Raw genomic sequence first — 9,881 nt, forward strand, 5'->3', positions numbered from 1 at the left:
GCCAAGAACAAGAAGCATTGGTTTGAATCTACAGGTAAAGTTTTAATCATTTAATCTTATGGATATGAAAAATCATTTTTTCAGAAATACAGCAATTATTTTAGTAATGCTATTCGGAGTTTCCTGTGATAAGGGTTTTGAAGAGCTCAATGTGAATCCAAATGCCGCGACAAGTGTAGTTCCTGAGTTTTTATTAACAAAGGCGCAGTTATCCTCGGCCAGATACGATTATTTTATGCTTGGTGGTGCTATGCAGCACATGGCTAACTATAACATTGGTCAGGCACAAGGCGATAAATATGTTGGAAACCTGGGCTGGCAATCCAATCTTTTCGAGAACTTTTACATCAATGAAGGACTTGAAATAGAAGAAGTCATCCGGTCAGTTTCTGGCAATCCTGACTTTGTCAATAAACTTGCGGTTGCCCGCATCTGGCGTGCTTTTGTCTATCATCGCATAACTGATATGTATGGTGATATTCCATATAAAGAAGCAGGCAAGGGTTCGTCCGATAAGATATATAAACCTAAATATGATAAGCAATCTGATATTTATTCAGATATGCTGAAGGAATTGGATGAAGCTGCAAAAAGTTTTAATACAGCTAAACCTACTTTCGGATCTGCTGATTTGGTTTATGGAGGGAATATCCCAAGATGGCAGAAATTTGCACACTCCCTGATGTTGAGATTAGGAATGCGATTAAGTAAAATAGATCCTGCAATGTCAGAAACCTGGGTCAAAAAAGCGATTGCTGGCGGCGTTATTATCAATGACAGCGATATGGCAACTATTCAATATATTGAGGGAGGCCAGATCGCAAATCGTAATCCAATTGCACAAGGCTTAATGGATGCTGATTACAATACCCCTCAGGCAGTAGATAACAGGCTTGGTGGAAAATTGGCAAAAACACTGATTGACCATTTGAAGAATACCAAAGATCCAAGACTTAATGCCCTGGCAGTTGTATGGGTTCGGGCTTCTCCAACATCAGCTTTTGTTGCAGATACTGCTACTGCTTTACAATCAGGAATGCAGAATGGGATATGGGATGCTGCACCAGCAAATTTTGGATCGTATTCAGAACCCAATCCTAACACACTATTGCGCTATAATGCACCTATGTTCATGTTTACTGCATCTGAAAGTAATTTACTTCTAGCAGAAGCAGCTATCAGAGGTTGGTATTCCGGAAGTGCGGAAGAATCATTTAACAGAGGAGTAAGATCAGGTATACAGCAGTGGGGAATGTATGGCCCTGCAGGAGTAATTGCAACCAACAGGATAGATGCTTATTTAAAGCTGAATGCCTTTAAGACAGCCGGCACATTTAATGAAAAGTTAGAGCAAATATCTACCCAAAAGTGGGTCGGTCTATGTTTCATTGATGAATATGAGGTCTTCTCAACCTGGCGTCGTACCGGATATCCTGCTTTAGTTCCAACAAACTATCCGGGTAACCTCTCCGGAGGAACAATTCCAAGACGCATGGTTATCGGACCAAATGAACAGAATTCAAACAGTGAAAACTTTATCGCTGCAATGACCCGACAGGGTGGGGCTAATTATAATATTTTAACAAACAGAGTTTGGTGGGATGTTAAATAAGTTAAAATTAGAAATCCATATTATTTTGTCGAAATTGTTTAACGCAATACAATAAAATTATAAAGATGAAAAGAAGAAATTTCTTAGAGAAGACTTTGGCCACCAGCGGTGCTTTACTAGTACCCGGAGCTTCTGTTGCCGCTATTAACAATCAGGCGACAGGGAGTGAAATGCCAATGGATAAAAATGATAATGAAACAATCTTTGATGAGGTGATCATTGAGAGACCTGTCAGTGGTCAACCTCACAAGGGTAAAGTTTTAGCGGTAATTCAACCTCATTGCGATGATATTCCAATTTTTGCCGGAGGTACTGTAGCTAAATTAATTGATGAAGGTTATACCGGCTATCTGATCAGAACTACAAATGACGATGCAGCAGGAAGCGGAAAGAACTACGGCGAGGTTGTTTCAAATAATGAATTTGATACTGAAGAGGTTGCGCGGGTTTTGGGTTTGAAAAAAACCTATCACCTGAATTACCGGAATCATAATATGGATGAAAATAACATTCAGGAAATCAAAGCCCGAATGATCTTTTTAATCAGAATGCTAAAGATTGACACGGTTATATGCTATGACCCCTGGGCGCCTTACGAAAATAATCCGGATCATTATATTACCGGACGCGCAGTTGAAGCGGCTATTACTCCTGCTGGAAGTCATTTAGACTACCCTGAACAACTCGACCTTGTTAAACCCCATGGCGTTTCCGAAAGATATTTCTTCACTAGAAGAGGCCCGCAGTATGTCAATAGAATTGTAGATATCTCAAAATATATTGATAAAAAGGTCGAGTCAAATATGGTGAATGTAACCCAGGGCCCTGCAGGAAATAATGGGTCAAGACTGAGGAAGAAACTTGCTGCCCAGGGTAAAAGCCTTCCTATACTTGGGGATGACGACAGGACTGCAGATTTTAATTATATCAAGCATTTCGTGCTGGATATAGAATCTCCCAGACTGAGATACTCTCCTTCGGATAAAAAAATAGGTGAAAAGTATGGTTTGGAATGGGCAGAAAGATTCCATTATATTGGACCTGTACATTCCAATCAGGATGATTATATTACTAAAAATGCAGTTCCGCTTAAAAAATAAATTAAGTAATGTTTAAACTGAATCGACTCCTTTTTCTTTTCCTGCTGTTATGCAGTTTTTCATTAGCTGCCCAACAAAGCAGTAAGGTTTATGGTATAATTATCAAGGGCGGCCATGTGATTGATCCCAAAAATAATATTGATGAGGTGATGGATGTTGCCCTTAATGATGGCCGAATAGCATTAATTGCCAAAAATATTAATGCTGATCAGGCTACTCAGGTTGTAGATGCTGCTGGAATGTATGTCGCACCTGGCTTAATAGATATTCATTCACGTCTGGGTTATACCCTTCCTGATGGTTACACTTTTAGAGTTGGGGTTACTACTATTGTTGATGCCGGAGATTCTGATTATGAATCCTTTGCTAATTTCAAAAAGCAAATTATTGATAGATCAAATACCCGTGTTTTGGCTTTTCTTAATATTAAGGGAGGTGATTATAAGGGTGGTGCAAATGAAAAGGGAACAGGTGATAAAATAGCTTCCGAGTCGGCTAAGCTTGCATTGTCTACCAGGGATATAGTTGGTTTTAAAGTTGATTTCGTTGGCCCCGACTGGACACCGGTCGATAGAGGAGTAGAGGCTGGAAATATTGCCAATATGCCGATTATGTTAGATGGTGGCCGGAATCATCCTTACCCTTCACTCAGGGACTTATTTATGAAACACATGCGGCCGGGTGATATCTACACGCATACCTATACAATTATTGAAGATATCAATGCCCGTGATATGATTGTTGATCAGCAAACCGCTTTGATTAAGCCATCCTTTCTTGAAGCTCAGAAACGGGGTATAATCTTCGATGTTGGACATGGTTCTGCCTTCAGGTATTCAAATGCCATCCCTGCAATGAAGGCCGGTTTCTTCCCAAACACAATCAGTACCGATCTTTCAGCGGGAAGCACAAATGCATTCATGAAGGATATGATGAATGTAATGTCTAAATTCCTGACCATGGGAATGAGTTTGAAAGAGGTAGTAAGAGCAAGTACCTGGAGCCCGGCTAAAGCAATAAAGCGGGAAGAACTTGGGCACCTGTCACCTGGAGCAATTGCTGATCTGGTTGTATTCAGCCTAAGGGAAGGAAAGTTTGGGTTTTATGAAACTGCAGCTTATAAGATGACCGGAAATAAAAAGTTTGAATGTGAAATGACGATTAAGGGTGGTAGGATCGTGTATGATCTGAACGGAATTGCCACTCCATTGAATAATTTCTTTCGTGAAGGAAATCAATTCAGATGGTGAATTTTTTTGAATAATTTAAATAGACAGATATGAACTTAAAAAAGATTTTAGCAGCAGCAGTATTGCTGGTTGTTATTTTACCGGGCTATTATAATTATGCTTTTGCACAGGAAATTGATATCCTGTTAAAGGGCGGACAATTGATCGATCCCAAAAATCAAATCGATGCAAAAATGGATGTTGGCATTACCAATGGGAAGATTTCCCAGGTAGCCGCTGATATTTCTGCTGCAAGAGCGAAAAAGGTTGTGGATGTGAGAGGTATGGTGATCTCCCCCGGACTTATTGATATTCACGTTCATGTTTTTGCCGGAACAAATAAGAAACAGCAATACATGGATGGGCCAAATTCCCTGCCTCCTGATGGTTTTACATTCAGGGCAGGGGTTACTACGGTAGTTGATGCAGGCAGTGCCGGATGGAAAACTTTTCCGTTATTCAAGAAGAATATCATTGACCAGAGTAAAACCAGGGTGCTTGCATTTTTGAATATCGTAGGGGATGGAATGGGTGAGCATCAGCAGGACAGGAATGATATGGATCCTAAAATGGCGGCCACTTTTGCCCAGTATTATAAAAATGATATTGTGGGCTTCAAAGTAGCGCATTTTGGCGGACCACAATCAATCCCGGTGGATAGTGCCGTTGCTGCCGGAAATATAGTGAATATGCCTGTTATGGTAGACTGGAGAGGTTTGCCGCCGGAGAATTCTCTGGAGGAACTGTTTATGAAACATCTTCGTCCTGGTGATATATTAACCCATAATTTTCATGCAGGAAAAGGTGCTGGAGCTACTGCAGCAATGTATAAGGAAGCATTGGTTGATGCCAATGGCAAAGTTAAGCCTTATGTTTTCCGTGCACAGCAGCGCGGAATTGTGATGGATGTTGGACATGGGGGTAATGGCTTTGTATTTAGTCAGGCCATACCGGCATTAAAACAAGGGCTTATTCCGAACTCGATCAGTTCAGATCTTCACATTGGAAATATGAATGCCGGTATGAAGGATATGTCAAACATCATGTCTAAGTTTTTAAATATGGGGATTTCACTAAAGGATGTAATCAAACTATCCACCTGGAATCCAGCCATGTATATTAAAAGAACAGAGCTTGGCCATTTGAGTGTTGGTGCAGAAGCTGATATCGCAGTATTTAAGATAAGAACTGGTGATTTTGGTTTTATAGATTCTCATGGTTTCACCATCACAGGTACACAGAAACTTGAAACAGAATTGACGCTCAGAGCCGGAAAAATTGAATGGGATCTAAATGGGATTGGTAATAGGGGATGGAATAAAAATTGAAATATATATAAAGAATTAACGGATGAAACGAAGAGAAATAATTAAAGGCCTGACCTTATTGCCTTTTGCCGGAAGCGCTGCTGCTTCACCATTGAATGACTTTTCAATTAATTCGAACGGAGTTAAGGATCATGCAGAACTTTACGGAATAATTGATGAGGAGTTAGTGAGAAGAGGTGAGAACCTACTGAAATCTATTGGTGTTGAGCCATTTGTGAATTGTAAGGGTACTAATACTATTATGGGAGGTGCTGTTGTACGGCCGGAAGTAAAGTTGGCGATGGAGTCGGTAACTACCCTAAATGTACAGATGGATGAGCTGGCTTTTGGGATTGGAAAACGGCTTGCAGAACTAACCGGTGCTGAATGGGGTATTGTTACCGCAGGTTGTGCAGCAGGAATTAAGATGGTTACTGCGGCCTGTCTTACGGGTGGAGACCCGGAGAAATTGCTCAGAATTCCTGATTTGAGCGGATTTGCAAAATCTGAAGTAATTATTCCCAGATCTTCCCGAAATGTGTATGACCATGCAGTCAGAAATGCTGGTGTTAAAATCATCACGGTTGAAAGTCTAGATGAATTAAAGAGGAGTATTAATTCCCGTACCGCAATGATTTATATGACACCTTCAGAGGATGAATTTACAATCACGAACGTTTCAAAAATTGCCCGGCCTTTAAATGTTCCGGTATTTGTTGATGCGGCAGCCCATATTCTTACCATTCCGGATGTACATTTAGCGGAGGGTGCTGACGTAGTTGGTTACAGCGGTGGAAAAGGCATAAAAGCACCGAGTTGTTCGGGATTAATTTTAGGCAGGAAAGATCTTTTAATGTCTGCTCATCAGGTCAATTCTCCGCATCATGGTTTTGGCCGGGACAATAAGGTTGGACGCGAAGAACATATAGGAATGCTTGCTGCTGTGGAGGCATGGGTTAAGCTGGACCATGTTAAGGAAATGAATACCTGGGTTTCATGGCTCGAAACTATAAATAAAAAGGTGTCTACTATCAATGGAATTAAAACAAATATTACCAGGCCTGATCCGGAGTTAATTCACCATGTTACCCCATACCTGTACATCAGATGGAATCCTGAACAGCTGCATGTTACAGGTCAGGAAGTAGCAGAAGAACTTGGTACAATTGCTCCACGAATTGCAGTTCAGGTTGGCAGAGATGAACCCGGACTTACCGGAATTACCCTTGTCGGCTACATGATGATCCCTGGGAATGATAAAGTTGCAGCAAATCGAATTCATGAAGTTCTATCCAGAAAAAGACAGCCTAAAGTAGTTCCGGCAATGAAAAATCCGGTGATGAACATGGTAGGACTCTGGGATATGGAAGTTGAATATTACAGCAGTAAAGTTACCCAGCATTTATTTGTTGATAGTCAGGATGGGAACTGGATTACCGGGGTCTTTAAAACAGACCTGTCAAGCCGCCCCTTCACTGGAAGTATTGATGGCAATGAGATAAAAATCTTATGTAATTATAATGTGCCTGGAGATAGAATCCTGACAACAATGCAGGGGAATTTAAGTGGAGGCGTTTTAACAGGAGAAATGGACTTTCATGAGTTTAATAATGCAAAATTTACTGCAAGAAAGCATAAATCCCCGATAAATAAAAAGCCTATTGAGTATCCTAAGCACCGGCCCCAGTCGAGTTAATTCTTGACAGGGAACAAGTTAGCTTTATTGGAGTAATTTAATTGATAATCAGATTCTTTTGGTTTTCAGGAGCACAGAAATCGACCGGAAAACTTTATATTAGTTTAACAACCTTTCATAGGAAATTATTGTGTAAAGGGTGAGTGTTATAAAAATTGTTATTAACCATTCAAAAACTAAAATAAAAATGAAAACAGAAAGACGATCAGTATTAAAGAAATTATTTGCATCAGCTCTTGGCGTTGCAGGATTTGGTTTGGCAAGCAAAGCTAATCCAGTTATGGCTTCTTCAGAAAAGGAGGTTGGAAACATTACAAATTTTCAGGACGTGCCATTGTTTTCCAGTTATACAAAGCATGGTAACATGGTCTATGTATCTGGGAAAGGAGCGCATACTGCTCCCTTTGAGATTAAAAATCATACGGAGATTGTTTTGAAACGGATTGAAGATGAGCTAATTAAAGCGGGATCTTCTATGGAAAAAGTGTTAAAAGTAAATGTTTATCTCAATGATTTTGCAGATTATCAGGGCATGAATGAAGTTTATAAAGGTCGTTTCGGTAGCAATCCACCCGCTCGTACTACAGTGGCTGTAGCAAAGGGGGGTATTCCTGGCGATACTATAGTTGAAATAGATGCAATTGCTTATATCTGAAAGTACAAGATTGGGCATGATTATTTTGGCTAAGCCCTGAAGGTCATGCCCATTTTTTAATTTTATCCTTGTAGGCTGCAGGCTAATAGTCTTAAGTAGGATCTTTCTTATCGATTTTAATTATATTTTTTTAATAATTATCAATTTAATCTATATTATGGGATAGGCCTTAGCGTTTTTTATTTAAGTACTTGATTCGTTACAAATTATTAGAAGTATTTGAGTATATAATAATTACCTTATTCCTCTTAAAATCATTTTATGAATTCAAAGATAGTTCGTATTTCCACCCCGTTTCTGACGGGAATTTTGCTGAGCATTAGTACCATTTTGTATGCTCAGACTTATGATATTTTGCTTAAAGGCGGCCATCTGATCGATCCGAAAAATAAGATCAATGAGAAAATGGATCTTGCCATAAATCAGGGAAAAGTAGTTCGTGTTGCAGCGGATATTCCTGCTTCTTCTGCAAAAAAAGTAATTGATGTAAATGGCTTATACGTTACTCCTGGATTGATTGATATTCATGTTCATGTGTTTGCCGGAACCAAAAAGGAACAGCAATATATGGATGGTCCCAACTCATTGCCTCCTGACGGATTTACCTTTAGGGCAGGTGTTACCACAGTAGTTGATGCCGGTAGTGCGGGCTGGAGGTCATTCCCATTGTTCAAAAAGAATATCATAGATCAGTCCAAAACCAGGGTTCTTGCCTTTTTGAATATTGTAGGTGATGGTATGGGTGCCAATGAGCAGGATTCAACCGACATGAGTCCCATAATGGCTTCCCGTTTTGCTGATTACTTTAAAAAGGATATTGTAGGTTTTAAGGTAGCTCATTACAATGGATTGCAATCCATTCCGGTAGATAGTGCAGTTAAGGCCGGTAGACTATCAAACATGCCTGTCATGATCGATTGGCGCGGATTGCCTCCTTCAAATTCACTTGAGAACCTTCTGATGAAGCATCTTAGGCCCGGGGATATTTTAACTCATATGTATCATGCCGGGAAGCGATCTCCGGTAGCACCATTTTATAAGGAGGCATTAGTAGATCCAAATGGAAGAGTGAATCAATACGTTATAAATGCACAGAAAAGAGGAGTGATATTTGATGTGGGTCATGGCGGGAATGGCTTTGTATACTCCCAGGCTATGCCTTCACTTAAACAGGGACTTTATCCAAATTCAATCAGCTCTGATCTTCATACCGGAAATATGAATGCAGGTATGAAAGATATGAACAATATTATGGCAAAATTCCTGAATATGGGAATGTCTCTTCATGATGTAATTTTAATGTCTACCTGGAATCCTGCGCAATACATCAAGCGGCCTGAACTTGGACATTTAAGTGTAGGCTCGGAGGCAGATATTGCAGTTTTAAATCTTAAAAATGATGATTTTGGATTTATTGATTCACATGGTTTTGTTTTAAAAGGCACTCAAAAGCTTGAAACAGAGCTTACCCTGCGTGCTGGAAAAATTGAATGGGATTTAAATGGCCGCGGAGCCACAAAAATAGAATCGAAATAGTTTTTATAATTAATTGTGCATTAGCCTAAAAAATATATAGTCAAATTTCTTAAAATTATGAAACGCAGAGATATAATTAAGGGTCTGACCCTGCTCCCATTTGCTGCAAATGCATCAGTATTGGAGAACGAAGCTTCTCAGAGTAAAAACGGATTTGCTTTTTTATCTGACGTATCGAAAACTCCTGATAATGAACTGGCAGAAAGGGGTCAAAAAATTTTAAAATCAATTGGAGTCCAACCATTTATCAATTGCAAAGGAACAAATACCATTATGGGCGGATCTGTGGCCAGACCTGAAGTCAGATTGGCTATGGAGGCAGTTTCAACCCTGAATGTGCAAATGGATGAATTGGTGGAAGGGGTGGGTAAACGCCTTTCTGAGCTCACCGGTGCTGAATGGGGTTTAGTAACCTCAGGTGCTGCTGCAGGAATCAAGCTTTGTACTTTCGCATGTTTATCAGGCGGTAATCCCGAAAAGCTTGTCCGGATGCCTGATCTGAGGGGATTCGAAAAAACAGAAGTGATTATTCCGAGAGCTTCACGCACGGTTTATGACCAGGCGATCAGAAGTACTGGCGCTACTATTATTACTGTTGAGAATGAAGAGGAACTCAGAAAAAAAATTGGCCCTAAGACAGCGATGATTTATATTGACGCTGAGAAGGAATCATTTTTGCCCCTTGAGGTCATTTCAAAAATTGCCAAACCTTTAAATGTTCCGGTTTTTGTAGATGCTGCGGCACA

General features: G+C 40.0%; 8 protein-coding genes. All 8 read left to right on the forward strand.

Annotated elements, in window-relative coordinates; translation table 11 throughout:
• Positions 1-64: 64 nt before the first annotated feature.
• Positions 65-1,612, forward strand: a complete 1,548-nt coding sequence (locus tag Q8S11_RS00230) for a SusD/RagB family nutrient-binding outer membrane lipoprotein (protein ID WP_305660060.1) — start codon at positions 65-67, stop codon at positions 1,610-1,612.
• A gap of 65 nt (positions 1,613-1,677) precedes the next feature.
• Positions 1,678-2,712: a PIG-L deacetylase family protein gene (locus Q8S11_RS00235; RefSeq protein ID WP_305660061.1), complete on the forward strand. Its 1,035-nt coding sequence runs from the start codon at positions 1,678-1,680 to the stop codon at positions 2,710-2,712.
• An 8-nt stretch (positions 2,713-2,720) separates the two neighbouring features.
• Positions 2,721-3,962, forward strand: coding sequence for an amidohydrolase/deacetylase family metallohydrolase (locus tag Q8S11_RS00240; RefSeq protein WP_305660062.1), 1,242 nt, complete (start codon positions 2,721-2,723; stop codon positions 3,960-3,962).
• Positions 3,963-3,991: 29 nt separating this feature from the next.
• Complete coding sequence (locus Q8S11_RS00245; protein WP_305660063.1) at positions 3,992-5,269, forward strand: amidohydrolase/deacetylase family metallohydrolase; 1,278 nt, start codon at positions 3,992-3,994, stop codon at positions 5,267-5,269.
• A 22-nt stretch (positions 5,270-5,291) separates the two neighbouring features.
• Positions 5,292-6,944: a PLP-dependent transferase gene (locus tag Q8S11_RS00250; protein WP_305660064.1), complete on the forward strand. Its 1,653-nt coding sequence runs from the start codon at positions 5,292-5,294 to the stop codon at positions 6,942-6,944.
• Positions 6,945-7,131: 187 nt separating this feature from the next.
• Positions 7,132-7,599, forward strand: coding sequence for a RidA family protein (locus Q8S11_RS00255; RefSeq protein WP_305660065.1), 468 nt, complete (start codon positions 7,132-7,134; stop codon positions 7,597-7,599).
• Between the two features lie 261 nt (positions 7,600-7,860).
• Positions 7,861-9,135, forward strand: a complete 1,275-nt coding sequence (locus Q8S11_RS00260; RefSeq protein ID WP_305660066.1) for an amidohydrolase/deacetylase family metallohydrolase — start codon at positions 7,861-7,863, stop codon at positions 9,133-9,135.
• A gap of 57 nt (positions 9,136-9,192) precedes the next feature.
• Positions 9,193-9,881, forward strand: a 689-nt coding sequence (locus Q8S11_RS00265) for a hypothetical protein (RefSeq protein ID WP_371135104.1), incomplete at its 3' end; no start/stop codon positions are given.

The organism is Daejeonella sp. (assembly GCF_030695525.1).
Lineage (GTDB): Bacteria > Bacteroidota > Bacteroidia > Sphingobacteriales > Sphingobacteriaceae > Daejeonella.

Coding starts and splice junctions, on each gene's coding strand:
- Q8S11_RS00230 (WP_305660060.1), top strand. CDS start 65: ATGAAAAATCATTTTTTCAGAAATACAGCAATTATTTTAGTAATGCTA.
- Q8S11_RS00235 (WP_305660061.1), top strand. CDS start 1,678: ATGAAAAGAAGAAATTTCTTAGAGAAGACTTTGGCCACCAGCGGTGCT.
- Q8S11_RS00240 (WP_305660062.1), top strand. CDS start 2,721: ATGTTTAAACTGAATCGACTCCTTTTTCTTTTCCTGCTGTTATGCAGT.
- Q8S11_RS00245 (WP_305660063.1), top strand. CDS start 3,992: ATGAACTTAAAAAAGATTTTAGCAGCAGCAGTATTGCTGGTTGTTATT.
- Q8S11_RS00250 (WP_305660064.1), top strand. CDS start 5,292: ATGAAACGAAGAGAAATAATTAAAGGCCTGACCTTATTGCCTTTTGCC.
- Q8S11_RS00255 (WP_305660065.1), top strand. CDS start 7,132: ATGAAAACAGAAAGACGATCAGTATTAAAGAAATTATTTGCATCAGCT.
- Q8S11_RS00260 (WP_305660066.1), top strand. CDS start 7,861: ATGAATTCAAAGATAGTTCGTATTTCCACCCCGTTTCTGACGGGAATT.